The sequence below is a fragment of the Streptomyces akebiae genome, from assembly GCF_019599145.1.
Taxonomy (GTDB): domain Bacteria; phylum Actinomycetota; class Actinomycetes; order Streptomycetales; family Streptomycetaceae; genus Streptomyces; species Streptomyces akebiae.
Genome location: NZ_CP080647.1, coordinates 9,989,300 through 10,015,159, shown reverse-complemented (window position 1 = coordinate 10,015,159; position 25,860 = coordinate 9,989,300). Strand labels below are relative to the sequence as shown.

Sequence of the window (25,860 nt, the reverse complement as noted above, 5' to 3'; positions counted from 1 at the left end):
GCGTACGATGCCGAGCCGCCAACATGTGGCATGCACGCGCAACGCTGGAAACGGGGGCCCCGTGAGCCTGGAGTACCGACTGCTCGGCCCGGTGGAAGTCTGGTCCGGTGGACGCCGTCTTCCGCTCGGCGGGCCCAAACCCCGCGCGCTGCTGGCCGCGTTGCTGCTGCGGCCGGGGCGGGTGGTCTCCGCCGGAACACTGATCGACACGGTCTGGGGCGACGAGCCACCGGACTCCGCACGCGCGCTCGTGCAGACGTACGTCTCCGGACTGCGGCGCGCTCTGCCAGCCGGAGCCGAGGGGATCGAGACGCGCCCGCCCGGCTATCTGCTGCGGGTGGACGGCGACCGGGACCGGCTCGACCTGCGGGACTTCGAGCGGCTCACGGCGGCGGGGCGCGACCGGGCGGCCATCGGTGATCACCGGGGCGCCTCCGAACTGCTGGGACAGGCGCTGGAGTTGTGGCGTGGATCGGCCCTCGGCGGAGTGGGCCGGGCGTTGCGTGTCGAGGCCGAGCGGTTGGAGGAGGCGCGTCAGGCCGCCCTGGAGGACCGGATCTCCGCCGACCTCGCCGCACCGGGCCGCGAACAGCACCTGGTCGCCGAGCTGACGGCGCTGGTCGGCACCCACCCCACGCGCGAACGGCTGCGCGGGCATCTGATGCTCACGCTCTACCGGCTGGGCCGCCAGGCCGACGCGCTCGCGGCGTACGCGGAGGGACGCGCCGTACTCGCCGACGAACTGGGCATCGACCCTGGACCGGCGTTACGTCAGTTGCACGAGGCGATCCTGCGGTCGGACCCGGGGCTGATGCCGCCCACCGCCCCGGCGCGGGAACGGCCCAGCCGGACGGAGGGACCGCCCCACCCGGCCCCGGGCAGCCCCGACCGGGCGGGCGTCGCACACCGTCCGCGTTCCGTGGGCCACCCGGAGTCCGCCCAGCCCCTCGACGACGCCCAGCGTCTCGGTGACCCCGACCGGCTCGCTTCCCCGCACCGACCGGCTGCCGTCCACAGGCCCGGACCCGTTCACCACACCGACGGCTCCCGCCGTCCCGATCCCGCCCGCCGTCCCGACGGCTCCCGGCCGCATCCCTCTTCCGTGGGGTCCGTCGGCGATGCCGGCAGCCCGGGCGGTCCGGCTCCGACGCGGTCCGGTCCCCTCCCGCGGGCCGCCCTTCTGCCGCCCGCCATCGGCGACTTCACCGGCCGGGAAGGGCAACTCGCCGAGGTATCGGCCCTGTTGACCGGTCGGCGTGACGCGATGCCGGTCGCGGTCGTCTCCGGGCCCGGCGGCGTCGGGAAGTCGGCGTTCGCCGTCCAGGTCGCGCACCGGGTCGCCGCCGACTACCCCGACGGCCAGCTCTACGCGGAACTGCACGGCTTCAGCGATCCGGTGCCACCCGCCGAGGTGCTGGCGCGGCTGCTGCGCGCGATGGGCACCGAGCCGCCCGAGGGCCCCGCCGAACGCGGCGACCTGTTCCGCAGTCTGCTCGCCCGACGTCGGGTGCTGCTGGTCCTCGACGACGCGGGCAGCGAGGCGCAGGTACGGCCGCTGCTGCCCGGCGGCGCGAGCTGCGGGGTGCTGATCACCTCCCGTGCCCGGCTGGCGGGCCTCGACGGCGCGGCCCGCACCGGACTCGACGTCCTGGACGCCGAGTTGGGCAGCGAACTGCTCGCCAGGATCGCCGGAGACGAGCACGTGCGCAGCGACCCCGACGCGGCGCGCCGCATCGTCGCCCTCTGCGGCGGACTGCCGCTGGCCCTGCGCATCGCGGGGGCCCGCCTCGCCACCCGCCGCCACTGGACACCTCGCATGCTCGCCGACCGACTCGCCGACGAACGCCGCCGCCTCGACGAACTCACCGTCGGCGACCTGGAGGTGCGTACCGGCCTCGGGCTCAGCTACGACGCACTCGACGCCCCGGGCCGTACCGCCCTGCGGCGCCTCGGTCTGCTCGGCGCGCCCGACGTGGCCGTTTGGACGGTGGCCGCGCTGCTGGACCTGCCGGACACCGAGGACGCCGAGAACGTCGTGGACCGGCTCATCGACGCGCAGTTGCTGCACTTCACCGGTGTCGACCGGGCCGGGCAGCCGCGCTTCGGACTGCACGACCTGGTCCGGGTGTACGCCGCCGAGCGGGCCGAGGCGGAGGAACCGCGCGCCGAGCGGGCCGCCGCCCTCGGGCGTGCGCTGGGCGCCTGGCTGTGGCTCACCGCACGGGCGACGGCCGCGGGGCCCTCCGGGGAGGTGGTGCTCCAGGACCCGAGCACCCTGTGGCCGGTCGGCGAGCGGGCCGCCGAACAGGTGCTGGCCGACCCGACCGCGTGGTTCGAGGCGGAGGCCGGGGCGATCGCCGCCGCCGTCGAGCGGGCCGCCGCCATGGATCTGCACGCCCTCGCCCGCGAGGCCGCGGTCACCCTGTGCTCGTCCGCCTACATCGTCAACAGCCGCTTCGACTCGTGGTCGCGTACCCATGAGGCCGCGCTGGCCGCCGTACGTCGCGCCGAGGACCGGGCCGGGGAGGCGCTGCTGCTCATCGGCCTCGGCCAACTCCGCTACGAGCAGGACGACTTCACCGAGTCCGTGGACCACTACCGGCAGGCCGTCCGGTTGTGTGCCGAACTCGGCGACACCCGGGGCCACGCGGCGGCCCTCGCGGGCCTGGGCGGCACCTACCGCGAACAGGGCCGGTTACGGGACGCGGCGCGCGAACTCACCCGTGCCATCGACGACTTCGGACGGCTCGACGACACCGCCGGGCTCGGCCTGGCCTGTCGTCTCGCCGGGTCGGTCCATCTCGAACTCGGCGAGTACGCCACCGCCCGTGTCCTCGTCGACGAGTCCCTGGCCGCCTACCGCCGACTCGGCAGCCGGCGTGGCGAGGCGCTCGCCCTGCGGACGTACGGCCTGCTGCACCGCGCGCTCGGCGAGTACGCGGCGGCCGAGGAACTCTCCGGGCAGGCCCTGGCGATCCTCCAGCGGTTCGGCGACCGTCTGATGAGCGCGTACGCCGCGCAGGCCCGTGCGAAGGCACGTCTCAGGCTCGGACGCACCCGGGAGGCGGCGGCGGACCTGGCCGGCCTGCTCGACGTGTGCCGGGCGTACGGCGACCGCTGGGGTGAGGCACTGCTCCGGCGCACCCTCGGCGAATGCGCCACGGCCGAGGGGCGGTTCACCGAGGCGGAGGCCCATCTCACCGAGTCCGTCGCCCTCTGGGACATCCTGCGGCTTCCGCTGCCCCGGGCCCGCACCCTGCGCTCCCTCGCGGAACTGCGGGACCGCCTCGGTGACGAGAAGGGGGCGCGGGCCCTGTGGGAGGAGGCCGTGGAGGTGTTCACCGCGTACGAGGTGCACGAGGCACGGGAGTCGCTTCAAGAAGGGCCCTCGAGGACGTCAAGAAGACCTGAAGGGAAGTTGTAGAGGGCCCGGCGAAGCTTCTTGGTGTCGGAGGGGAACGGGAGCCACCCGAACTCCCCGGCACCAACGGGGATTCCACGGGGAAAGGACTTCCGATGTCCAGCACCATCAAGATCGACACCACCAAGCCCGCCGCGGCCGGGTCGTCGGCACGACGTGCCGCCGCTCTGCTGCTGATCTCGGCCCTCGCGGGCGGAGCGCTGACCGCGGAGGCGGCCTCGGCCGCGACGGCGTCACCGCGGTCGTCCTCCGCCGCGGCGGCGGTCTCGCTCCAGAGCGCCATCAAGACCAAGGCGCAGCAGCAGGTGAACCTCTCGCCGCGCAACCGTGAGATGGCCGGCAACTGCAACTACTACAGCGCCGTCGCCACCGCCCCGAAGAGCGGGTCGGTCGGCAACTGCAAGAAGGTCGGCGGGCTGCAGTGGCGCACCAACAACTGGTGCGCCGACTTCGTCCGCTACGTCTGGAAGAACGCCGGCGCCCGCCAGAAGGGCACCGACGCCTTCGCCGGCTCCTTCTACCGGGCCCGCAAGTCCATCGGCACCTGGCACGCCCGGGGCTCCTACGTCCCGAAGGTCGGCGACGCGGTGCTCTACGACTGGGACGGCGGTACGCCGAGCCTCGGGAACAACGGCTGGGACGTCGACCACATCGGCATCGTCATCGGCTACAACCCCAAGACCAAGGCTCTGACGACCGTCGAGGGGAACACCACCAGGAAGGGCAACGGCGGTACCGAGGGCGTCTACCAGCGCACCCGGTACAACACCAAGGCCGGTGACGTCGTCGGCTACGTGACGCCCAAGAAGTAGCGGGCGACGGGCTACGAGAGCCAGGCATCCACGGGGGAGCCCCCGGGGCCGGTCGTCGGACCGGCCCCGGGGGCGTCTCGGTGCGACGCGCCACCTCCCCACAGGACTGAGATGTCAGAGATCATCCTCATGAACGACCCCCGCGTGGCCGGCGTCCCGGTCCACGAGTCCGATGAACCCCTGGTGGACATGCGGGAGTTGTCCTTCCTCCGCGTCGACGCCCGGCTCGCCGATCCGGCGGGAACCTACGCCCTGCTGCGCGAGGGGGCCGCGTGGCGGCTGGCGCGTGCCGCCCGGCTGCTCCCCGAGGGACTGCGCCTGCTGGTCACGGAGGGCTACCGCCCCCTCGCCCTGCAACAGAGCCACTTCGAACGGTACGTGGCCGAGCTGCGCGCCTCGCACCCCGACTGGTCCGAGTCGTATCTGCGGTCCCGGGCGAGCCGTTCGCTGTCGCCGCCGGAGCTCGGCCCGCACGTCGCGGGCGCCGCCGTCGATCTGACCCTGTGCACCACCGCGGGCGCCGAACTCGACCTGGGTACTCCGGTGAACGCGAGCCCCGAGGAGAACGACGGCGCCTGCCGCACGTCCGCCGCGGACATCACCGCCACCGCCCGCCGCAACCGCCGTACGCTGTCCGCCGCGCTCACCACGGCCGGTCTCACCCACCACCCCACGCAGTGGTGGCACTGGTCCTACGGCGACCGGTACTGGGCCCTGCGCACCGGCGCGCAGGCGGCCCTCTACGGCCCGGCCGACGCCTGAGCCCGGGCGGGCCGGTAGAGGCGGCCCCTCAGTCCCGTGGCGGTTTCAGGCCGGCGGGCGTGGGGCCGTCGGGGCGGACCGTGATGCCGTGGACGGCCTTCGGGGGCACGGAGTGGAAGACCGGGGCGTGCGGCAGCAGTCGTTCGAGGAGAACGGTCGCCTCGCGCAGTGCGAACTGGAGGCCGAGGCAGGCGCGGGGCCCGATACCGAAAGGAAAGTACGCGCCCGGGTGGGTGGGGCGGCCGCCCGGGGAGGTGAAGCGCCGAGGGTCGAAGCGCTCGGGGTCCGGCCACAGGGCGGGGTCGCGATGGGTGAGGTACGGGCAGACCAGGAGGTCGGAGCCCGCCTCGATGAGGTGACCGGCCAGGACGTCGTCCTCGGCGGCGTGGCGGGCCAGGATCCAGGCGGACGGATACAAGCGGAGCGTCTCGTGGATCAGGGCCTGGACCGCCTGGCGGCGCTCCGTGGAACCCTCGTCTCCGGCGGCGAGTGCCTGTGCGCGTGCTTCCGGGTGCCGGTCGAGGAGCAGGTGGAGCCAGGTCAGGGTGGTGGCGGTGGTTTCGTGTCCGGCCGCCAGCAGGGTGACGAACTCGTCGCGGATCAGCTGGTCGGTGTACTCGGGGTGCTCGGTGGAGGCGTCGGTCAGCACGTGCAGCAGTCCCGGACCGTGCGGGCCCGCCGCGCCGCCGCGGGCGGCGTCGATGGCGCGCCGGGCGACCGCGTCGATCCGTGCGAGGTCGTCGGCGACGGCGTCCCGGGCCTCGCCGGCGTCGGCGGGCAGGGTGGGCAGGGCGGCCCCCACGGTTTCCACGGCCGCCAGTTCGCGCTGCGTCTCGTCGTCGAGGGGGTGGCCGGTGAGGGAACGCCAGATGGTGTCCAGGGCGAAGCGGCGCATCTCCTGGCCGACGTCGAAGGTCTGCCCGGTGCGTGCGTACGTCTCCCAGCGTGCCGAGGTGGTGCGGGCGGCGGCGGTGATCCGCTGCTCGTAGCGGCGCATCCCGGGACCGGTGAACTGGGACTGCAGCAGTCGGCGTTGCCGCTTCCACGCCGCACCGTCGGCGGCCAGGACACCGTCGCCGATCAGCAGCCGGGCGCGGTGCGAGCGTTTGACGTAGCGCTCCGGCCGCAGGGCGAGGACGTGCCGGACCGCCTGCGGGTCGGTGACGAGGACGGTGGGAGTCGGCCCGAGGCGGAACGCCGCGACCCCGCCGAGCCGTTCACGCACCAGCGTCAGCAGATCGAGCAGTTCACCGCCGTCCGACCGCCACCGCGCCACCAGCCCCGGCTCGGCCTCCGGGACGGGCCACCCCGTCGCGGGAGCGTGCGGAAGAGAGCCGGGACCGGCTTCGGTGTCCATGTGTCTACCCCCTGATCGCCCGCTCGGCCCCTCGACCGCCGGGTCGGCCGCGCACCACATTCTCGCAGCACGGACTGTACGGGAACGGGCACCGCCCGTGACAGAAGGTCAGCTCCCGCTCGTGCCCGCGGTCGGCTGCCTTCGCCACCCCTCGTCGCGATCGTGAACTACATCGCATACGCGGGGTTCAGGTTGCGGGCGGGGGTGGTGGACATGTTCGGATGAGGCGATGCGCTCCCCCCACCGCACAGATCCGCATCAGATGTCCGACGATCGCTCCGACGCGCCGCGCAACCCCTACGAGGAGCTCGGCGCCCTCGACGACGGTCCTCTGGAAGTGACCTCCCTGGAGGAGTTCTTCGACGAGGACACCACCGGACGCGGCGGCGAGGAGGAGCAGGAGCCGCAGTGGGCTCCGCCGGTGCATCGGCGGGGCGGCCGGCGGCGCCGGGGACGGTTCGCCGGGCTGCCGCTCGCGGTGAAGGCGGTCGTGGGACTGGTCGTTCTCGCCGCGTTCGCCGGCCTCGCGGACCGGTGGGCGGTGCTGTACGCGGAACACCGGGCCGCGGACGCCCTGGAGGACCGGCTGGACCTGGCCGCGGCGCCCGAGGTGGAGATCGGCGGTTTCCCCTTCCTCACCCAACTCGCCCACAAGCGGCTGGACTCGGTGCGGCTGACCGTGCCGGACGTCGCGGCCGACCGGGTGTCGCTGGCGAAGGTGTCGGCGACGGCCCATGACATACGGCTGGACGCCGAGGGTCTCACGACCATGCGCGGCGCCCACGTTCCGCGTCTCGACGGCGACGTACTGCTGTCCTTCGCCGATCTCAACCGCGAACTCGGCGCTTCCCAGGTGAAGTTCACCGGCGAGGGCCGTGACCGGGTCCGGGCGCGTGGCACCCTGCCGGTCGCCGGACGTGATCTGCGGCTGCGCGCCGAGGCCACGATCCAGCGGCAGGGCGAGCGGGGCATCGCCACGGAGATCGGCGGCATGCGCCTGGACATCGGGGACGTCGCCACGTACCGCCCCGGCACGCGCGCCTCGGACGGTCTGCATCTGACACCGAAGGCCTCCGCCGAACTCGCCCGGGAGACCCGAAGGGCGAAGGCACTGCTGTCGGTGCCGGCGATCGTACGGCGGCTGGGAATGTCGGACGCCGCCGCCCGCGAGGCCCTCGCCGACGAGGGCGAACTCGCCGAACTGACCGGATCCCCGCGCTTCGCCCGTCGGGCCCAGAGCCTCAACCTCATCGATCTGGCCCTGGAGAACCCCGCCGTACTGCGCGCTCTGGGCATCGACGCCGACCTCCTCGACGCCCTGTCCCGGCTCACCCGGCCCGCCCTCGCCGACCGGCTGTCCCTCTCCTTCGAACTGCCGGAACCCGAGCGCGGGAACGTGCGGCTGCGTGACGTACGCGTGGAGGAGGACGGCATCCGGGTCCGGCTCACCGGGTCGCAACTGGCCTTCGGCGACAGGTGATTCTGCGTTCTTGATGAAACTTGGTGTGCAGATGTGTTGACCTCTGTTCGAGATCTCTTCTACGTTGCGGGAGCCACAGAGCCGCCGACCTGCACAGCCGGGTTTCGCGGACGCAACTGCCCAGAAAGGGAACTGGTGCCACGAAAGAACCATCGCGGGACAGCCTGCCTCGCGGCATCGCTGGCCGGCGTCACGGCATTCGGCGGGGTCCTCGCCTCCCCCGCGTCCGCCGCCGCCACCTTCCGCCACGCCTCGCCGCCACCGGTCAGCGACTTCCGCGGCGTCAACTGGGCCGACCCGCGCGACAACTACGCCGACGACGCGGTCGTGCCCTCGGGACTGTCCACCACCGACACCTACGCCACGACGTACGCCAAGTCACGGGCGATCGTCGGCGGGTTCGCCGAGCTGGGTGCCAACACGGTCCGCCTGCCGGTGAACCCCACCTCCGTGAACGGCCCGTTCTGGACGTCGTACCGAGCCGCGATCGACGCCGCCACCGCCAAGGGCTTCAAGGTCATCCTGGGCTACTGGGAGGCCGACAACGCCAAGGACGGCAAGATCGACGACCAGGCCTCCTGGGACCGCATGTGGGCGCGCATCACCTCCGCGTACGGCCGCAACGGCAAGGTCTACTTCGAGCCGATGAACGAGCCGTTCGGCTACACCTCGCAGGAGTGGCGCGACGTCGCCGCGCGCTGGCTGGCCACCCACCGCTCGATCCCCCGCGACCGGGTCCTCATCGGCGGCATCAAGTACAGCGAGGACGTCAAGCCGGTCTGCGCCGACAGCCGGCTCGACGGCACCCGGATCGCCCTGCACAACTACGGCTTCTGGCACACCGACTGGACCAGCGTCGACCAGTGGAAGGCCGACTTCAAGGAGCGCATCGGCAGCTGCGCCTCGCGCACAGTCCTCGACGAGTTCGGCGCCTCCATGACCACGGGCCTGGACTACAACGGCCCGGTCAACGGCTCCAACGAGGTCGCCTACATCCAGGCCGCGACCGACACCATCCGGGAACTGGGCCTGGGCTCGGTCTACTGGCCGGGGCTGCGCAACGGTGACACCTACTCCCTCACCACCCTCCAGGGCACGGGCACCCGTCTGAGCCTGAAGGTGAACAACCAGAGCGGCCTGGACCGGCTGCACTGGGCCTGGAAGCAGAAGTAGCGGCACCCCGCACGACACTCCGGGGAGCCGTCACGACATCGATGTCGGGCGGCTCCCGCGCCGTGTCCGCCCGGACTCGAAGGCACGACGGCCGAACGAACGGCGGGTCTCGCGCGGCGAGAGACCCGCCGACTTCCCCGGGGGCGCATCAGCGTCCTGATCTCGCGCTCCGCTGCACACCACGGCGGCGTATCCACGGCTGCGGGAGACGGTCGAGGAGCACCTGTCCACCGCCACCACCGATCCGGAGTTCACGGGCTTCGCCACCGAGGCCTACTGCCAGGCCTGCGTGGCGCCTCTGCGCTGCCCGCGTTCATGCCGGTGGCGTCGCTGCTGGGCCCGGAGGCCGACGGCGGACGGTTCCGGGCGGCGTGCCGGACGCTCATGGAGGGCAGCCGGCGGCTGGACTTCGTCAACGACCTGGCCGAGGACCTGCCGGAAGGCCGTCTGGGCATCCCGGCCGAGGCGCTGGCACGCTTCTCGGTCACCGTCGAGGACCTCGCGGCGGGCCGGACGTCGGCGGGCCTGCGGGAGTTGGTGGAGGACCAGGTAGAGGCGGCCCGGTCTGCCTGCGAGCGGCCCGCGAACTGCCCCTGCTCGGGGAAGGTCCCGGCGGGGTGCTCCTGGACTCGGGCATCAGGATCGAGCTGCTGACCGCGGGCGCGGGGTCCGCCCGTGGCACCCGGCTGTTGCGCGGTTCCGCGTCCCCGCCGGTGGCGGGCACCCTGCGGGTGCCGCTGAGCGCTCGCCGACGGGCTCGCGAGGAGCGCGGCAGCCGCACCGCGGGCACCCGAGGGCAGATCGCTCCTGCGGGTGCCGATCGTCGTGTCCGGTCGATACCGAGGTAGGACACACCAGTGGTACCCCGGTACCAGTGGCGGGCCGAAGTGTCCCCCGCGGTCCCAGGGGCTCGGCCGGCGGCGCTCATAGGTTCGCAGGCAGAGGTCGCGGGAGGAATCGCGGCCCCGTCCGAGGCGAGCGAGAAGGGGCCCACTGCCATGATCGAAGCGCGTGAGCTGACGAAGCGGTACGGGGACAAGACGGTGGTCGACCGGCTGAGCTTCACCGTCCGGGCCGGTGAGGTGACCGGCTTCCTGGGCCCGAACGGCGCGGGCAAGTCCACGACCATGCGCATGATCATCGGTCTGGACTCCCCCACCGGGGGCACGGTCACCGTCAACGGACGCTCCTACGCCCGGCACTCGGCGCCGCTGCACGAGATCGGCTCGCTGCTGGAGGCCAAGTCGGTCCACCCCGGCCGGACCGCGTTCAACCACCTGATGGCGCTGGCGCACACCCACGGCATCGGGCGCCGCCGGGTGGACGAGGTGATCGAGCTGGCCGGGCTGACCAGTGTGGCCGGCAAGCGGGTGGGGGCCTTCTCGCTCGGCATGGGGCAGCGGCTCGGCATCGCCGCCGCCCTGCTCGGCGACCCGGCGGTGGTGATGCTCGACGAGCCGGTCAACGGCCTCGATCCGGAAGGTGTGTTGTGGGTGCGCAACCTCCTGCGCCGCCTCGCCGACGAGGGACGGGCCGTGATGCTCTCCTCGCACCTGATGAGCGAGACCGCGCTGATCGCCAACCACCTGGTCATCATCGGGCGGGGGCGGCTGCTGGCGGACACGACCGTGGACGGCTTCGTCCGGGACGCGGGCGGCGGCGGCGTGAAGGTCGCCACCACCGAGCCGTTGAAGCTGCGCTCGCTGCTGGCCGGGCCGGACGTCACGATCAGCTCCACCACCACCGAGGAACTGATCGTCACCGGGCTGGACGCCCGGGAGATCGGGGCGATCGCCGCCCGGCACGGGGTACCCCTGCACGAACTCACCCCCCAGGCGGTCTCCTTGGAGGAGGCCTTCATGCAACTCACCGCCGAAGCCGTCGAATACCAGAGCGCTCTCGCCGAGCCCGCGCGAAAGGCCGCCTGATGACCACCACCGATCTGTCCGTGGTCCCCGCCCGTACCCGGGTGCACCAGGTGACCGGCCGCCGGGTGCTGCGCTCGGAGTGGGCCAAGTTCTGGTCGCTGCGCTCCAGTTGGATCACCCTCGGGGTGGCCCTGGTGCTGCTGGTCCTCTTCGGGACGATCGCCGGCTACACCTACAGTCCCGACGCCACCGGTGCCGAGGGACCGCCCGGACCGGGCTCCGGGGGCGACGCGGTCGCGCTGGCGCTGACCGGCGTGACCTTCGCGTCGCTGGCGGTGGGCGTGCTCGGGGTGCTGCTGTCGGCGGGCGAGTACAGCACCGGCATGATCCGCTCCACGCTCGCCGCGGTGCCGCGCCGGCTGCCGGTGCTCTGGGCGAAGAGCGCCGTCATCGGGGTGATCGCTCTGATCCTCAGCACGGTCGGCGCGCTGGCCGCCTTCCAGCTCGGCGCTCCCGGCCTGGACGGGGAGCGGATCTCGCTCTCCCTGGGCGACGACGGCGTGCTGCGCGGCCTGGCCGGAGCCGGTGTCTACCTCGCTCTGGTCGCCGTGGCCGGGGTGGCCCTGGGGGTGCTGCTGCGCTCCTCCGCGGGAGCCATCGCGGCTCTGGTCGGCATCCTGCTCGTCCTCCCCGGGCTCGCCACGCTGCTGCCGGACTCCTGGTACGACACGATCACCCCGTACCTCCCCAGCAACGCGGGATCGGCGATCTACGCCCTGACCGAGTCCGCCGGCTCCCTCTCCCCCGGGCAGGGGCTCGCGGTCTTCGCCGGCTGGGTCGCGCTGGCCCTGGCGGGGGCGGCCCACCGACTGGTCCGGACGGACGCCTGACCTGCCGGACCCGGCACCCGCACGGCCGGGAGCACGGACAACCGCCTCCGAGAACCGAGGACAATGAGGCCCATGAGTCCGCACCGCGCGACACCCGCCGCGGAGACCACCCCGGGGACCGTCCTCGCGCCGTCCCCGGGGTACGACGCCGCCTGGCATCCGGTCCTGGGCCGGATGCTGCACGGACAGCGCCGACGGCAGCTGCTGGACCGGCGGCACCCCTGGCTGCTCGACACGGCGGTGGTGCTGGTCGTGGCGCTGATCAGCCTGCCCGACCTCCTTATGGACCACGGCGGCGACGGCGGCCCCTTCGGGGAGACGGAGTACCGCACCGACCTCCCGGCGGCCGTCCCGTTCCTCTTCGCGGCCCTTCTGGTCGTCCCGCTGTGGTGGCGACGCCGGGCGCCGGCCGTGACGTTCTTCGTCATCGCGGCGGTGTCACTGGTCCAGTGGTCGCTGGACGTGTGGCAGCAGGCCGGGCTCAGCATGCTCGTCGCCCTGTACAGCCTGGCCCTGCACGGTTCGCTGCGGGTGCTGGGCTGGGCGGTCGTCGTGACCGCCGGTGAACTGTCCCTCGCGGTCTGGCTCCTGGGGCGGGTCGAGCATCCGCTGCTCGGCCTGTTCTTCCTGCTGGGCACGGCCACGGCGGCCGTCACCCTGGGCCTGACCCTCCGGATCCGCAGGATGTACCTGGCGACGCTGGAGGACCGCGCCGCCCGGCTGGAGATCGAACGCGACCAGCGTGTCCGGCTCACCGCCGCCGCCGAGCGTTCCCGGGTGGCCCGCGAGATGCACGACATCGTCGGCCACAACCTCTCCGTCATGGTCAGCGTCGCGGACGGCGCCGCGGTCCTCGCCGCCGGCCGGGGCGAGGGGTCCGCCGAAGCTCTGCGCATCCTCGGCGACACCGGCCGCCAGGCCATGGGCGAACTGCGCCGCGTGCTGGACGTCCTCCGTGAGGACCAGGACGACGAGCGGCTGCTCGCACCGCAGCCGGGCATCCCCGACCTGGACGCCCTGTTGGCGCGGGTCCGCGCGGCGGGCCTGCCCGTGACCTACCGGACCGTGGGCGATCTCGACGCGCTGGGCGGCGGTGTGCAGCTCACCGTGTACCGGATCGTGCAGGAGGCCCTGACCAACACCCTCAAGCACGCCGGTACGGGCGCCACGGCCGAGGTCGGGGTGACCGCCGAGGCCGCCGGCACCGTGCACGTCCGGGTCGCCGACACCGGCGTGGCGGCGGACGGGCCGGGCCGGGCGGAGCCGGGGCGGACGGGGGCCGACGAACCCGACGAGCCGGGGCACGGACTGGTCGGCATCCGGCAGCGGGCCGCCATGTACGGCGGCGCCGTCACCATCGGCCCACGCGACTCCGGCCACGGCTGGATCGTGGACGTCCTGCTGGACGTACCCCCCGCGCCACCCACCCTGTCGCCCCGGGAGAGCATCTGACATGACCACTGTGCTGATCGCCGACGACCAGCCCCTGCAACGCCTCGGCTTCCGCATGCTCCTCCAGGGCACCCCCGGCCTCACCCCGGTCGGGGAGGCCGAGCACGGCGCCGAAGCCGTCCGCCTCGCCGCGCGGCTGCGCCCCGACGTGGTCCTCATGGACATCCGTATGCCCGGCATGGACGGCCTGGAGGCGACCCGCCGGATCGTCGCCGCCGGCGGCCGCACCCGCGTCCTCATCGTGACCACCTTCGACCTCGACGAGTACGCGTACGACGGGCTGCGGGCCGGCGCCAGCGGCTTCCTCCTCAAGGACGCGCGCCCCGAGGAACTCGTCGCCGGCATCCACGCGGTCGCCACCGGGGACGCCGTCGTCGCCCCCAGCCTGACCCGTCGGCTCCTCGACGCCTACGCCCACCAGGTCCTCGCCCCGAGCGGCACGCCCCTGCCGCCCGACCCCCGGCTGCGAACCCTCAGCGAACGCGAGCACGAGGTGCTCGTGGCCATCGGCCAGGGCTGGACCAACACGGAGATCGCCGAACGTCTCGTCCTCACCGAGTCCACCGTGAAGAAACACGTCGGCCGCGTCCTCGCCAAGATCGGCGCCCGCGACCGCGTCCAGGCCGTGATCATGGCCTACGACGCGGGCCTGGTGAGGGCGAAGCCCTGACGCCCGGGCATGAGCCGGCGCACAGGGCCTGTCACTCCCCAGTCGAACGGCCGAGACAGGTCACCGGGCCGGGGTCCGGTACCTCGATCTCGTGGAAGCCCAGACGGTCGTAGAAGGCGCGGGCCGGCGTGTTGGAGGTGAGCATGGTGAGGTGGACGGCCGGGACCCCTCTGGTGCGCAGGGCATGGAGGAAGGTGCGCATGAGGGCCCGGCCGTGGCCGCGGCCCTGCCAGGCGGGGAGGAGGTCGATGTGCAAGTGGGCCGGATACGGGAGGAGTTCGGGGAGGAGCATGCGCTCGGGGTGGTGCAGGAGCCGGACGATCGCCGCGTCGGGGGAGGTGTCCGGACCGACGGGCGCCGGGAAGCGCTCGGTCACCAGGGGCAGCCACTTCGCGCGGAACTCCTCGACGAAGGCAGGGGTGTCGGCAGTGCCGAGGATGTAGCCGACCGCCCGGCCGCGGCCGTCGTCCAGGACGAAGGTCAGCTCCGGTTCGAGATGGGTGTAAGGGGTGGCGAACGTCGCCGGGAAGACGTCGGGGTCGGCGTGGACGGGACGGCTGTCGCCGCCGTTATGGGCGGTACGGACACAGATGTCGTGGACGGCGTCGAGGTCCCCGGGCCGGTACGGGCGGACTGCGGGAGGCAGGGTCATCGCAGCATCCTGCGCGGTGTCGGCGGCCCCCACAACCGCCTGAGCGATGCCGCCGGCCGATGCGGCACACGCTCCCCGCGCGCCCGCCCCTCGGCCGCCGCTCAGCCCGTGGCCGCCCCGAACCACCGGGCGAGTCCGTCGAGCAGTTCCCGCTGGTCCTCGCCGGCCCACGCCACGTGGCCGTCGGGCCGCAGGAGGACCGCGGGCGCGTCCAGGTCCTCGGCGGTGTCCACCACGTGGTCGACCCGGTCCGCCCAGCCCTCCACCGAGAGCGCGCCACCGCGGTCGAGCAGCAGGCCGCGGCCGTCGTGCGTCAGCTCGTACAGACGCCCCCGCTTCAGCCGCAGGTCCCGCATCCGCCGGCCGACCAGGTCGTGACCGTCGCCGAGGTCGTAGCGGACGTCGACCCCGGTGATCATCCCGGTCACGTACCGGTTCACCTCCTCGAAGTCCATGAGCTTCGAGAACAGCTCCCGCAGCGCGGTCGGCCCCGGCTCGGAACCCAGCAGGGTGATCTGCGCGCGGGTGTTGACCAGCACGCGGGCGGCGACCGGGTGCCGCTCGGCGTGGTAGGTGTCCAACAGCCCCTCCGGCGCCCAGCCGTTGACCGTGGCAGCCAGCTTCCAGCCCAGGTTGAAGGCGTCCTGCACACCGAGGTTGAGCCCCTGGCCGCCGGTCGGCGGATGGATGTGGGCCGCGTCGCCGGCCAGCAGCACCCGGCCGACCCGGTAGCGCTCGGCCTGCCGGGTGGCGTCGCCGAACCGGGAGAGCCAGCGTGGTGAGTGGACACCGAAGTCGGTGCCCGCGAAGGCGCGGAGCCGCTGCTTGAACTCGTCCAGGGTCGGCTGGGTCGTACGGTCCTCGGACACCCCCTCGGCGGGTACGAGCACGCGGTAGTTCCCGTCCCCGAGAGGGGCGAGGCCGAACCGCAGCTGGGTCCTGCGGACCTCCTCCACGACCGCGGCGATCGTCGCCGGGTCCTCGGTCGCCCCCATGTCGCCCAGCAGGGTCTCGACGGTGGCGGGCTCGCCGGGGAAACCGACGCCGAGCAGCTTGCGCACCACGCTGCGGCCCCCGTCGCAGCCGACGAGATGGCGGGCGCGCAATCGCGTGCCGTCCGCCAGTCGCGCGGTCACACCGTCCTCGTCCTGGTCGAGCCCCACCAGTTCGCTGCCGCGCCGGATGTCGGTGCCGAGTTCCAGGGCGCGCTCCTGGAGGATGCGCTCGGTGACCGGCTGCGGGGTGGCCACGCCGTACGCGTGAGCCGTGTCCAGGCTTTCCGGCCACGGCTTCATGATGCCGCCGAAGAGGCCGCCGACCCGGAACTTCTCACTGACCGCGAGGAACCGGTCCAGCAGGCCGCGCTGGTCCATCACCTCGACACTTCGCGCGTGCAGGCCCTGCCCCCGGGACTCGCCGGTCGGCTCGGTCAGCCTCTCCAGCACCACCGTGCCCACCCCGGCCAGCCGCAACTCGCTCGCCAGCATCAACCCGGTCGGTCCGCCCCCGACGACGATCACGTCGATCATCTCAACCCCCCATGTGCGCGGATGTGCCGCTGCTTCTCGCCTCGGTCGGCGATTCTGCGGCAGGGGGAGGGTCTTGCCGCAAGCCCCCCGGTGCGCTATACGTTGAGACAGGCAAGGAGGACATGACCTCCTTGCCTTTGTCGTTCTCGTCTCTGTGGGGCCTTCGCCCTGGTCGTCTCCGGTCGCGCCGGGGCCCGCCGTGCCCGCCCTCCGGTTCGCGTGACAACCCGGACCGTGCCCACAATGGCGCTGTGCCGGGAACGGAGCGTGCGATGTTCACCCGGACCGCGCGCGGCCCGGGAGCGCCGTCAGCCGCTCGGACGCCGGCGCAGGAGTTCCTTGCCGAGGTCGGCGCCCTTGCGGCTGTCGGCCTGTGCCTTGCGGAACAGTTCGACCACCTCGGTGTCCTTCTCCCGCTCCGCGTCCTGGATGTACGACTCGAGGCGCAGCGCGTTGTCGAGGCAGGCCTCGACGTACCGGATCAGGTTGTAGTCCTTGTCCGCGGTACCGGTCACGTGGCCCGTCTCGGTGGTGCTGTTCACGTTCTCCTCCGTGTCGCGGACGGCGAATCCGCGCCCGCCCGGCGCGGCTCCCGGGACGCCGCACGGGTACCCGGGCCGCCGCCGCGTACACGGAACCGGTTCGCACGCCGTCCGTTGAGGTGTCCCGGCCTCGTCCGGGGGCACACGGCTCTCACCACCTAGCGCAGAAGGGCCGGATGACGTGCGTACCGTCGGAGTGGAAGAGGAACTCCTCCTGGTCGATCCGCAGACCGGCGAGCCGCAGGCGCGGGCCGCGGCGGTGCTCGCGCGAGCCGCGCTGGAGGGCACGGACCAGGATGTGTTCGAGAAGGAGCTGCACGACGAGCAGGTGGAGTTCGCCACCCACCCGCAGTCCTCGATGACCGATCTGGGGGCCGAGATCGTCCGCTGCCGCAAGGACGCGGCCCGTCATGCCGAGGGGCTCGGCAGCGCGGTCGTGGCGCTGGCGACGTCGCCGCTGCCGGTGAGTCCGACGATCACCATGAACAGCCGGTACCGGTGGATGGCGCGGGAGTTCGGCCTGCACACGCAGGTGCAACTGGTCTGCGGCTGCCACGTCCATGTGTCCGTCGAGTCCGACGACGAGGGCGTGGCCGTCCTGGACCGGATGCGGCCCTGGCTGTCCGTGCTGACGGCGCTGAGCGCGAACTCTCCCTTCTGGCAGGGCTACGACAGCCGGTACGCCAGCTACCGCAGCCAGGTGTGGGACATGTGGCCGATGGCCGGGCCGACGGACGTCTTCGGCTCGGCCGAGCGGTACCACCAGTGCGTCACGGATCTGATCGCCACGGGAGTCGTGCGCGACCAGGGCATGGTCTACTTCGACGCACGGCTGTCCCAGCGGTATCCGACCGTCGAGATCCGGGTCGCGGACGTCTGTCTGCACCCCGACACCGCGGTCCTCGTCGCGGCCCTCGCCCGGGGGCTCGTGGAGACCGCGGCCCGGGAGTGGCGGGCCGGTGTGGAGCCGCTCGGCCACAGTGCGGGACTGCTGCGGCTGGCCACCTGGCGGGCCGCCCGCTCCGGGATGTCGGAGAACCTCCTGGACCCCGTCACGATGCGGCCCCGGCCGGCCCTCGACGTGATCCGCTCACTGCTCCACCACGTCGAGGGGGCCCTCGTCGACCACGGGGACGCCGACCTGGCCCGGGACGCCGTCGCCGCGCTGACGGGGCGCGGCAACGGGGCCCGGGTGCAGCGCGAGGTGATGGCTCGGACGGGGAGCCTGCGCGAGGTCGTCGCCGCCTGCGTACGGCACACCCAGGCCTGACCCCGGCGGATCCGTCCGCTCCGCGGGCCCCGGGCCGACCGGGCGCGCGATGTGCCGACCGTGTCCGGGGCGTCGCCGTCCGTGCGTGGCGCGCGGCGGTGCCCGGGGTCCGACAACCCGCTCCCACCTGCGGTCCGGGACCTGGTGCGCGTAGGTCGTCGGGGACGGGGTAATGCGTGCAGCACATGCGGCGGTACCGACCGTCGACGTCTACGACCGTCCCGTCCGCGACCGGAGTCGGAGGAACCCGAGCATGAGCGCGTGGAGTCCGGATCACACCGAACGGCGGTCGCCGGGTCCGGTGGTGCGCTCACCGAACGGGGTGCCCGATCTCGTGCACGCCGGTATGTACGTGGTGGACGACAACGGACTCGTCGTCGCGGTGAACCCAAGGGCGGCGGAGTTGCTCCGCCGCCCGGCCGACGGACTCGTCGGGCGGGACGCCCACGAACTGCTGCACCGGGACCGGCTCGGGCAGACGATTCCGCGGGCGGCGTGCTCGATGATGCACGCGTTCCTCAGTGGCCGTACGGGCGGTGGGGACCTGGAGTGGTTCCTGCGCGGCGACGGCACGCTGCTGCCGGTGACCTGGCTGGTGACCCCGTGCAGGCTCGACGGGACCGCGACCGGCGCGCTGGTCCTCTTCCACGAGTGCGCCCCGGAGAGCGGTGTCGTCGCGGACGGCGCGTCGCCGGCGCTGTCGCAGTTGGACCGGCTGGCGCTGCTCGCCGAGACGACCACCCGGCTGAGTTCCACCCTGGACGCCGAGGAGACGGTCGCCCGCCTGGTGCGGCTGGTGGTGCCACGGCTGGCGGACTGGGCCGTCGTGGACCTGATCACCGAGAGCGACGACGTCTGGCGGACCATGGTGGTGACCCACCGTGACGGCGTGGTGGTGCGGCGCGAGGAGTTGGAGGGGCCGCTCCCGCCGGTGCACGAGGAGTCCCTCATGCCGCTGTCCCGGGCCCTGCGCGGGGCGGCCTCGACCCTGGTCGGCCCGGAGACCTACCAAGGGCCGGCGGACTCGGGGATCACGGTCGCCCAGCAGAAACTGTTCGAGGAGACGGGGCTGCGCTCGGCGGCCATCGCGCCCATCCGGGGACCGCGCGCGGTGCTCGGCGCTCTCACGCTGGGCCTGAGCGAGCGGCCGGGGGCCTTCACCGAGGCGGAGCTGTCGCTGTTGGACGACATCGCCCGCCGGGCCGGGCTGGCGCTGGAGAACGCGCGCCTGTACCAGCGGCAGCGGCACATCGCGGAGACCATGCAGCGCCATCTGCTGCCCCAGATGCCGGAGGTGCCGGGGCTGCGAATGGCGGCGCGTTACGAGTCGGCGTCGAAGTCCTCCCAGGTCGGCGGCGACTGGTACGACGCCTTCTCGCTGGCCGACGGGTCCACGGCGGTGGCCGTCGGGGACGTCGTCGGACACAACATCGACGCGGCGGCCGGGATGGCGCAGGTGCGCAACATGCTCCGGGCCTACGCCTGGGCGCTGAAGGAGCCGCCGAGCGCGATCGTGGAGCGGCTGGACCAGGCCGTGGTGAACGTGACCGAGGCGTCCATGGCGACGCTGATCTTCGGCCGCGTCGAGCGCAGCGACGACGCCTGGGCCCTGCGGTGGACCAACGCGGGGCATCCGCCGCCGCTGCTGATCACGCACGACGGCAGGTCCCGGTTCCTGGACGAGGAACACGACCATCTGCTCGGCACGGGCCTGACCCGGGCTCGCACCGACACGCTCACTCCGCTCCCGCCGAGGTCCACGCTGGTGCTGTACACGGACGGTCTGATCGAGTCCCCGGGGCACACCCTCGACCGGGGCCTCGCCCGGCTGCGCCAGCACGCGGCGGCCCTCGTCCACCGGCCCCTCCATGTCTTCTGCGACCTGCTGCTGGAGCGCGCCCGTCCCGTCGACAACGACGACGACGTCGCCCTGCTGGTCTTCCGGATGCCCGCTGAGGACGGTGAGGCGCGTGACCGGTAGAGCGCCGACGCTCCCCGGGGGCTCCGGAGGGCCACGGTCTTTCCCAAGACCCCACACATCCCTACGCTTTCGCACGCGTAGCAGCTCTCCGCACGGGAAACACGAGCGTCGGAGGGGATCGCGCCATCGCGTCCGCCTCAAGCAGCCGATCCGGGGACGACGAGATGTCAACAGAACCACGTAGGGACGACAAACTGCCTGCCGAGGAGATTTACGACAGCCACGCCGCCTTCGACGGAGAACTCGGCGACGTGACGGGGGCGCGTACGGCCGCGGAGGGGTTCCTGGGTGTCCTCTCGCGCACCTCGCCGCCGGCCGCTGTCGAGCACTGGGACGACATCCTGCTGGTGGTCACGGAACTGGCCGCCAACGCCGTGCAGTACGCCCCGGGCCGGTTCGAGCTGACGATGCGGCGCACCCTGGACGGTGTGCATGTGACGCTGGGGGACACGAGCACGACGTCGCCCGCGCCGCGCCCCTTCAGCCCCAGCAAGGGCGGCGGCGGTATCGGCTGGTATCTGATCCAGACACTGTGCGACGAGGTGAGCGTGGTGGTGCACGACCACGGCAAGGACGTCCACGTCTTCCTGCCCTGGTGAAGGCCCTGGTTAAGGCCCTGGTGAAGGTTCCGGAAGGCCTCAGGTCAGCGGCACCAGCACGCTGATGGTCTTGCCGCCGGACGCGCGGCGCTGGACGTCGACCTCGCTGGAGAGCCGGTTGATCAGCGGCCATCCGTAGCCGTTGCCCTCGTGGGCGCGGGGCAGCACGCCGGGCCCGTGGAGCCCCACGGGCACGGCGGTGCTGTGGTCGCGCACGCTGAGCCACACGCCCTCAGGGGTCAGGGCGACGTCGAACCCGGCGATGCCGCCGCCGTGCCGGACCGCGTTGGTGACCAGTTCTGACACGACGAGAATGAGATCGATCATCGACTGCTCGGTCGGCGGTCCGGTCGGGGAACGCCACCGCTCCCCCACGAACTCCCGCACGTGACGGCGGGCCGCCGCGGCGGTGGTGATCGCGGTCGGCGGCCCCGGCGACCGGGCGGAGGGCCGTTCCACGGGAGCGAGGTCGTGGTGAGCGAGCGGGTGGCGTTCCATCGATGTCATGGCAGGTATGGGGTCGACGACTCGGGACAGCTGGGTCCATCACTGTTCATGCAGCGCCGCATACCCGCTCCCACCCGGACCATGACCGCCGAGATCTCCCGGGAGTGTCGTCCCGTTCCCGCACAGCTCGGCGGTCGCGGTCGCCTGCGCCGCGGCGAGCTGTGCACGTGCCGCTGCCAGGGCCCGGCGGACGTCGCGGGTGCCCGTGGACACGCACAACGTGTACGCCACGTCCTGCGCGCGGCGAGCGCTCTGCGGATCGCCTCGCTCGCCCTCGTGGGCGACGAGCGACTCGTACTCCTCGACGAGCCGGCGCAGGGTCGCGGGATGGGGCATCAGCATCTGTTTCTCTCCAGGGGGTTGTCAGGCGGAGGGCGTGGTGCGGCCGAGGGCCTCGTCGCGGACGCGCGCGCAGCTGCGGCTGATGAGGCGGGAGACGTGCATCTGGGAGATGCCGAGGCGGTCGGCGATGCGGTTCTGGGTCATGTCCTCGAAGAAGCGCATGTAGAGGATGGCCCGCTCGCGTTCGGGCAGCCGGCGCAGTCCTTCCTTGACCGACTCGCGGTCCACGACGGTGTCGTACGCCGTGTCCGGGGAACCGAGGGTGTCGGCGAGGCTGTAGCCGTCGTCGCCGGAGGCCATCTCGGCGTCGAGCGAGAGCGCGCTGAAGCTGTCGAGCGCCTCCATCCCGGCGTGGACCTCTTCCTCCGTGAGCCCCGCGAGGGCGGCGATGTCGGCGACGGACGGCTCGGCGGCTCCTGAGGAGGTCTGGCTGAGTTCGCGCCGCGCCACACGCACCTTGTTGCGGAGGTCCTGCACCCGCCGGGGGACGCGAAGCGTCCACATCCGGTCGCGGAAGTGCCTCTTGATCTCTCCGGTGATGGTGGGCACGGCGTAGCTCTCGAACGCCCCCCGATCGGGCTCGTAGCGGTCCACCGCCTTGACCAGGCCCATCGCGGCGACCTGGCGCAGGTCCTCCAGCGACTCCCCGCGGTTGCGGAAGCGGCCGGCTATGCGGTGCGCCATGGGCAGCCAGGCCCGGACGAGTTCGTCCCGGACCTGGTCGCGTTCGGGTCCCGCATCCATCGCCGCGAGCCGGGCGAAGTCGGAGGCGGTGTCGGGGGCGTCGTCGTGCGTCCTCCTGTCGGGGGTGCCGGGACGGACGGAGGTGCCTGAGCCGTTTGCGGACACATTGACCAGCATGGGAAATCGCTCCTGAACGACGCTTTCAGGGACTTGCGGCGGGAAACGGCGGCGGGCGGTCGAGGCCCGTACGCGGAACACCGCTTCCGCCGGCGTGCCTCCCGTACGGAGGCGTGGAACTCCGCTTGCCCCGCGACTCGGGGGGCAAACAACGGTGCGCACATTCCTGGTGACGGATCGCCAGGACCGGTGATCCACGTCACTCGGCCGGGGCGGCGACTTCCGGCCAGAGTGGGGAACGACACGGTCCCTTTCGCGACGGAGGGGGACTGAGTCGCGGATCGCGGGGCAAGCGTGGGATGGCAACAAGGCTTCGGGCGAGAGGGGTGGACAGCATGGCAGCCGTGACGGCACGCACAACGGCCACGGCACAGGGGAGGGTCATGGCGGAGGGGGTGGACCTGCCCCTCATCGAGGACCCGTCGCAGGTGAGGCCCAAGGACGCGCGGGAGATGTCCCGCCAGTTCTTCGACCGGCTGGCCATGCTGGAAGAAGGCACCCATACCTATCAATACGTACGCAACACGCTCATCGAGATGAACCTCTCACTGGTGCGGTACGCGGCCTCGCGCTTCCGCGGTCGTGAGGACTCCCTCGAGGACATCGTCCAGGTCGGGACCATCGGGCTCATCAAGGCCATCGACCGGTTCGAGCTGTCCCGGGAGGTGGAGTTCACCACGTTCGCCGTGCCGTACATCGTCGGCGAGATCAAGCGGTTCTTCCGGGACACCAGCTGGGCGGTGCATGTCCCTCGGCGGTTGCAGGAGGCGCGGGTGGAGCTGGCCCGCGCGACGGACGAGTTGCAGTCCCGGCTGGGCCGGATGCCGACGACGCGCGAGCTGTCGGAGCTGATGTCGCTGTCCGAGGAGGAGGTCATCGAGGCGCGCAAGGCGTCCAACGGCTACAACACCTCCTCGCTCGACGCGGCGCTCACCTCCGACGGCGGCGAGGACGGCGACACGGTGCTGGGAGACCTCATCGGCGAGGAGGACCCGTCGCTGCGACTCGTGGAGGACTTCCACTCGCTCGCGCCGCTGATCGCCGAACTCGACGACCGTGAGCGGCGGATCCTGCATCTGCGGTTCGTGGAGGAACAGACCCAGTCGCAGATCGCCGAGGAACTGGGGGTGTCCCAGATGCATGTGTCCCGGCTGATCAGCCGCATCATCAAGCGGCTGCGCGCGGGCATGCTGGAACCCGGAGTCGCCTGATCGGGGCCCGTGTGCCCGCACGATTCGCGGGTATGCGCACGGGCGCATCGCCGGGCGATGCGTCGAATCCGTGAATCGGGGCACCCGCCCCGGTCGGTAACCCCTTGGAGGCTTTCGTGTCCGTTGCCCACAACCCCCTGTCGATCAGGGTCGATCTGCCCCGGGACGACGCCGTGCTGCTCACGATCGAAGGGGAACTGGACATCGACACGGCGACCGAGCTGCAGCATCATCTGGCGAACCAACTGCGGCACGGCCGACGGCATTTTCTGCTGGACGTGTCGGCCGTTCCCTTCATGGACTCGTCCGGTATGAACATCATCCTGAGGACGTATCAGGAGGTGCGGCGGATCCCGGGCGGTGTGTATGTGATCGCCCCGGCTCCGGCCGTGCGACGGATACTCGACCTCACCGGCGTCAGCCTCACCGTGACCACGGTGGACAGCGTGGACGAGGCACTGGCCGCCGTGGACTCCGGGCAGGTCGCCCCGCTTCCGGACGAGCCGCCGGCGCAGGAATAGCCGTCGTCCGTCAACGCGCCGACGGGCGGCGCCGCTTGGCATCACCGCCGACGCGGCGACACGTACCCATGGCCAATGGTTGTCGTTTGACAACTATGGCCGGAAGGCAACAGAGTGAGCCGGGGGCCGAAAGCGTGGGAAGGGTTGGAATGAGGCTGTCGAACCGGAACCCGGTCGGCGGCGGTCAGGCGCTCCGCGCGTCGGTGGCGTCGCCCTCGTGGATCTGGCCCGCCGCGGCGTCGCAGAACGCCTCCAGCCCCTCCACCAGCGCGGTCCGTTTCGCGGCCGGCATCTGCTCCAGCACGGACCGCAGGGCGCGTTCGCGGCGGGTGCGCAGGTCCACGAGGTACGACCGTCCGCGCCGGCTCAGCCGCAGACACAGCTCGCGCCTGCTGGCCGTACTGGCATGGCGCTCGACGAAGCCCACCGCCTCCAGCCGGTCGCACAGCCGGCTGGTGGACGGTGGCGTGGAACCGAGGGCGTCGGCGAGCATCCGCAGATTGATCCCGTCGTTGTGCTCCAGGATGAACAGCACACGGAGCTGGGACGCGGACACCGGTGCCGTCGAGGCGCGTCCCCACACGACCTCCAGCAGCTCTGCCGCCTCGGAGGTCACACGCGCCACCTCGTCCGGCCGCGGGTTGGAGGAGGAAGTCACAGGCCCACTCTTCCAGGCATCTCGAACACTGTCAGCTCTGGCAAGAATGGCGTATCCGACATCGTGAACAGATTCGTGGCAGCCGAACGTGCCCTTCGCTCCGCTGCTCCGCACCACCTGGTGGACGCTCTCCGTGACGTACTGGGCGACGACTGGTCGGCCCGGGACGTCGAGCTCTACCTGGCCGACTACTCGCTCACCGCGCTCCGGCCGGCGTCCACGCGCCCGGACCGACCGGACTCCCTGCCCATGCACGACGGCCCGGCCGGCCGGGTGTTCGGGGCGCAGGAGCCGTACGTGGAGAAACGCGCTGACGACCGGGTGCGGCTCCATCTGCCGGTCACCGTGCGCGGTGACCGGCTGGGCGTGCTGCGGCTGACGCTGCCGTCCGCCGCGCACGCCGAGGAATGCCTCGCCGAACTGACCGAGCTCGCCGAGGTGCTGGGGCACGAGCTGGTCGTCGCGGAGCGGGACACCGATGTGTACCTCCGGGCGCGCCGCTCCAGCCGGCTGACCCTGGCGGCGGAGATGCAGTGGCAGCTGCTGCCGGGCCGCTCCTCCACCCGGGACGAGTACGCGCTCGGCGGCCAACTGGAGCCCGCCTACGCCATCTTCGGCGACAACTACGACTGGTCCGCCGACGCCGACCACCTGATGCTGTACATCACCAACGGCATGGGCGAGGGCATCGAGGCATCGCTGCTGACCCAGCTGGGGATCAACGCGCTGCGCAACGCCCGCCGGGCCGGCGTCCCCATCGCCGACCAGGCGGCCCTCGCCGACCAGGCCGTCCACGCCCAGTACGGCGGGGCCCAGCACCTGTCGGTGCTCCTGCTCGACCTGGACCTGGCCACCGGACACCTGGAGATCGTCGACGCGGGTTCGCCCCGGATGCTGCTGCTGCGCGACCGGAGCGTCAGCGCCGTCGCCCTGGAGGCCCAGCTGCCGCTGGGCATGTTCGAGGAAACCGACTACCGCGCCCAGGAGTTGCTGCTCGAACCGGGTGACCGGCTGGTCTTCGTCAGCGACGGGGTGCACGCCGTCGCCACGCCCGGCGGGGAGACGTACGGGGAGCGGGCGCTGGCCCGGGCGATCAACGCCACCCGGCTGCTGCCCGCCGCCGACGTCCCCGGCGCGGTACTCAGGGAGGTCTCCGGTCACCGCGGCACACCCGTGGCGGACGACGACGCGCTCGTGGTCTGTCTCGACTGGTTCGGCCGAGGGGATGCCGAGCGGTCACACCGATGAATCAACCCAGCAGTCGTTCCCCGGAGCGGGGAGGCGCCCCAGCATGTGAGGAGA

The 25,860-nt window shown here is 72.3% G+C and carries 24 protein-coding genes; 16 read left to right on the top strand and 8 right to left on the bottom strand.

Translation table 11 applies throughout. From position 1 onward, the window contains the following. Positions 1 to 61: 61 nt before the first annotated feature. The 3 genes from K1J60_RS43395 to K1J60_RS43385 all read left to right on the top strand — a co-directional run bounded on the left by K1J60_RS43395 (position 62) and on the right by K1J60_RS43385 (position 4,995). Positions 62 to 3,424: an AfsR/SARP family transcriptional regulator gene (locus tag K1J60_RS43395; RefSeq protein ID WP_259408183.1), complete on the top strand. Its 3,363-nt coding sequence runs from the start codon at positions 62 to 64 to the stop codon at positions 3,422 to 3,424. 92 nt (positions 3,425 to 3,516) lie between these two features. After that, on the top strand, positions 3,517 to 4,233 hold the full coding sequence (locus K1J60_RS43390; protein WP_220651025.1) for a CHAP domain-containing protein: 717 nt from the start codon (positions 3,517 to 3,519) through the stop codon (positions 4,231 to 4,233). A gap of 111 nt (positions 4,234 to 4,344) precedes the next feature. Next, entirely contained in the window at positions 4,345 to 4,995 is a 651-nt protein-coding gene (locus tag K1J60_RS43385) for a M15 family metallopeptidase (RefSeq protein ID WP_220651024.1), read from the top strand. A gap of 28 nt (positions 4,996 to 5,023) precedes the next feature. Here K1J60_RS43385 and K1J60_RS43380 read toward each other — a convergent pair whose 3' ends face one another. Continuing rightward, a complete protein-coding gene (locus tag K1J60_RS43380) occupies positions 5,024 to 6,352 on the bottom strand; it encodes a cytochrome P450 (RefSeq protein ID WP_220651023.1) in 1,329 nt (442 codons plus the stop codon). 229 nt (positions 6,353 to 6,581) lie between these two features. Here K1J60_RS43380 and K1J60_RS43375 point away from each other — a divergent pair, with 229 nt between their 5' ends. From K1J60_RS43375 to K1J60_RS43345, 7 genes are all read left to right on the top strand, one after another. After that, entirely contained in the window at positions 6,582 to 7,832 is a 1,251-nt protein-coding gene (locus K1J60_RS43375) for an LmeA family phospholipid-binding protein (protein ID WP_220651022.1), read from the top strand. Positions 7,833 to 7,967: 135 nt separating this feature from the next. Further along, a complete protein-coding gene (locus tag K1J60_RS43370) occupies positions 7,968 to 9,005 on the top strand; it encodes a glycoside hydrolase family 5 protein (RefSeq protein ID WP_220651021.1) in 1,038 nt (345 codons plus the stop codon). A gap of 315 nt (positions 9,006 to 9,320) precedes the next feature. Next, the gene (locus K1J60_RS46530) at positions 9,321 to 9,659 is read left to right on the top strand and encodes a squalene/phytoene synthase family protein (RefSeq protein WP_259408182.1); all 339 of its coding nucleotides are present in this window, start codon (positions 9,321 to 9,323) and stop codon (positions 9,657 to 9,659) included. 344 nt (positions 9,660 to 10,003) lie between these two features. Next, positions 10,004 to 10,933, top strand: coding sequence for an ABC transporter ATP-binding protein (locus K1J60_RS43360; RefSeq protein ID WP_220651020.1), 930 nt, complete (start codon positions 10,004 to 10,006; stop codon positions 10,931 to 10,933). After that, positions 10,933 to 11,763, top strand: coding sequence for an ABC transporter permease (locus tag K1J60_RS43355; RefSeq protein WP_220651019.1), 831 nt, complete (start codon positions 10,933 to 10,935; stop codon positions 11,761 to 11,763). The genes K1J60_RS43360 and K1J60_RS43355 overlap by 1 nt, the downstream gene beginning before the upstream one ends. 72 nt (positions 11,764 to 11,835) lie before the next feature. Next, positions 11,836 to 13,215, top strand: a complete 1,380-nt coding sequence (locus tag K1J60_RS43350) for a sensor histidine kinase (RefSeq protein ID WP_220651018.1) — start codon at positions 11,836 to 11,838, stop codon at positions 13,213 to 13,215. A gap of 1 nt (position 13,216) precedes the next feature. Further along, positions 13,217 to 13,885, top strand: coding sequence for a response regulator (locus K1J60_RS43345; RefSeq protein ID WP_220651017.1), 669 nt, complete (start codon positions 13,217 to 13,219; stop codon positions 13,883 to 13,885). A 31-nt stretch (positions 13,886 to 13,916) separates the two neighbouring features. Here K1J60_RS43345 and K1J60_RS43340 read toward each other — a convergent pair whose 3' ends face one another. From K1J60_RS43340 to K1J60_RS43330, 3 genes are all read right to left on the bottom strand, one after another. Next, on the bottom strand, positions 13,917 to 14,537 hold the full coding sequence (locus K1J60_RS43340; RefSeq protein WP_220651016.1) for a GNAT family N-acetyltransferase: 621 nt from the start codon (positions 14,535 to 14,537) through the stop codon (positions 13,917 to 13,919). Positions 14,538 to 14,638: 101 nt separating this feature from the next. Next, positions 14,639 to 16,066: a rifampin monooxygenase gene (gene rox, locus K1J60_RS43335; RefSeq protein ID WP_220651015.1), complete on the bottom strand. Its 1,428-nt coding sequence runs from the start codon at positions 16,064 to 16,066 to the stop codon at positions 14,639 to 14,641. A 308-nt stretch (positions 16,067 to 16,374) separates the two neighbouring features. Beyond that, positions 16,375 to 16,608, bottom strand: coding sequence for a hypothetical protein (locus tag K1J60_RS43330; protein WP_220651014.1), 234 nt, complete (start codon positions 16,606 to 16,608; stop codon positions 16,375 to 16,377). 181 nt (positions 16,609 to 16,789) lie between these two features. Here K1J60_RS43330 and K1J60_RS43325 point away from each other — a divergent pair, with 181 nt between their 5' ends. The 3 genes from K1J60_RS43325 (at position 16,790) to K1J60_RS43315 (ending at position 20,458) form a co-directional block, all read left to right on the top strand. Then, a complete protein-coding gene (locus K1J60_RS43325; protein WP_220651013.1) occupies positions 16,790 to 17,878 on the top strand; it encodes a glutamate--cysteine ligase 2 in 1,089 nt (362 codons plus the stop codon). Positions 17,879 to 18,131: 253 nt separating this feature from the next. Beyond that, complete coding sequence (locus tag K1J60_RS43320; protein ID WP_220651012.1) at positions 18,132 to 19,859, top strand: SpoIIE family protein phosphatase; 1,728 nt, start codon at positions 18,132 to 18,134, stop codon at positions 19,857 to 19,859. Between the two features lie 164 nt (positions 19,860 to 20,023). Continuing rightward, a complete protein-coding gene (locus tag K1J60_RS43315; RefSeq protein WP_033526127.1) occupies positions 20,024 to 20,458 on the top strand; it encodes an ATP-binding protein in 435 nt (144 codons plus the stop codon). 39 nt (positions 20,459 to 20,497) lie between these two features. Here K1J60_RS43315 and K1J60_RS43310 read toward each other — a convergent pair whose 3' ends face one another. Genes K1J60_RS43310 through K1J60_RS43300 form a run of 3 tightly spaced genes read right to left on the bottom strand, consistent with a single transcriptional unit; the run spans position 20,498 to position 22,168 of the window. Next, positions 20,498 to 20,965, bottom strand: coding sequence for an ATP-binding protein (locus tag K1J60_RS43310; RefSeq protein ID WP_220651011.1), 468 nt, complete (start codon positions 20,963 to 20,965; stop codon positions 20,498 to 20,500). A gap of 39 nt (positions 20,966 to 21,004) precedes the next feature. Beyond that, positions 21,005 to 21,307 (bottom strand): DUF5133 domain-containing protein, encoded by a 303-nt coding sequence (locus K1J60_RS43305; protein WP_220651010.1) that lies wholly within the window; start codon positions 21,305 to 21,307, stop codon positions 21,005 to 21,007. A 21-nt stretch (positions 21,308 to 21,328) separates the two neighbouring features. After that, positions 21,329 to 22,168, bottom strand: a complete 840-nt coding sequence (locus K1J60_RS43300; RefSeq protein ID WP_220651009.1) for a SigB/SigF/SigG family RNA polymerase sigma factor — start codon at positions 22,166 to 22,168, stop codon at positions 21,329 to 21,331. Between the two features lie 383 nt (positions 22,169 to 22,551). Here K1J60_RS43300 and K1J60_RS43295 point away from each other — a divergent pair, with 383 nt between their 5' ends. Continuing rightward, the gene (locus tag K1J60_RS43295; RefSeq protein ID WP_220651973.1) at positions 22,552 to 23,379 is read left to right on the top strand and encodes an RNA polymerase sigma factor SigF; all 828 of its coding nucleotides are present in this window, start codon (positions 22,552 to 22,554) and stop codon (positions 23,377 to 23,379) included. Between the two features lie 116 nt (positions 23,380 to 23,495). Further along, entirely contained in the window at positions 23,496 to 23,900 is a 405-nt protein-coding gene (locus tag K1J60_RS43290; protein WP_033526132.1) for an STAS domain-containing protein, read from the top strand. Positions 23,901 to 24,084: 184 nt separating this feature from the next. Here K1J60_RS43290 and K1J60_RS43285 read toward each other — a convergent pair whose 3' ends face one another. After that, entirely contained in the window at positions 24,085 to 24,516 is a 432-nt protein-coding gene (locus K1J60_RS43285; RefSeq protein WP_220651008.1) for a MarR family winged helix-turn-helix transcriptional regulator, read from the bottom strand. Positions 24,517 to 24,621: 105 nt separating this feature from the next. Between K1J60_RS43285 and K1J60_RS43280 the strand changes: the two genes are divergently transcribed. Continuing rightward, positions 24,622 to 25,806, top strand: a complete 1,185-nt coding sequence (locus K1J60_RS43280) for a PP2C family protein-serine/threonine phosphatase (protein ID WP_220651007.1) — start codon at positions 24,622 to 24,624, stop codon at positions 25,804 to 25,806. The last annotated feature ends 54 nt before the right edge of the window (positions 25,807 to 25,860 follow it).